The sequence below is a fragment of the Aliamphritea spongicola genome (genome assembly GCF_017051665.1).
In the GTDB taxonomy this organism is placed as follows: domain Bacteria; phylum Pseudomonadota; class Gammaproteobacteria; order Pseudomonadales; family Balneatricaceae; genus Amphritea; species Amphritea spongicola.
In genome coordinates this window covers 1-283 of record NZ_JAFIDL010000126.1, presented here as the reverse complement: position 1 = coordinate 283, position 283 = coordinate 1, and the positions used below count along the sequence as shown (strand labels likewise).

Below are 283 nucleotides of genomic sequence, written 5' to 3'. Positions count from 1 at the left end.
GCTTTAGTCATTACTTTGCAATCTGTTGCTGAGGAAAAAAATCTCAAACCTATTGCAAAAATTGTGGGTCACACCCAGCATGCCCATGAGCCCGAATGGTTTACCACTGCTCCCGTAGGCGCTATCCAAAAACTACTTAAAAACCTCGATTGGTCCGTAGAAGACGTGGATCTATTCGAGATCAATGAAGCCTTCGCTGTGGTCACTATGGCGGCTATGAAAGAACTCAACATTCCCCATGACAAAGTGAACATTTATGGTGGAGCTACGGCTTTAGGTCACC

General features: G+C 45.2%; 1 pseudogene. It reads left to right on the top strand.

What is annotated here, in order from left to right:
• A pseudogene (locus JYB63_RS23020) lies at positions 1 to 283 on the top strand (acetyl-CoA C-acetyltransferase); the annotation flags it as partial.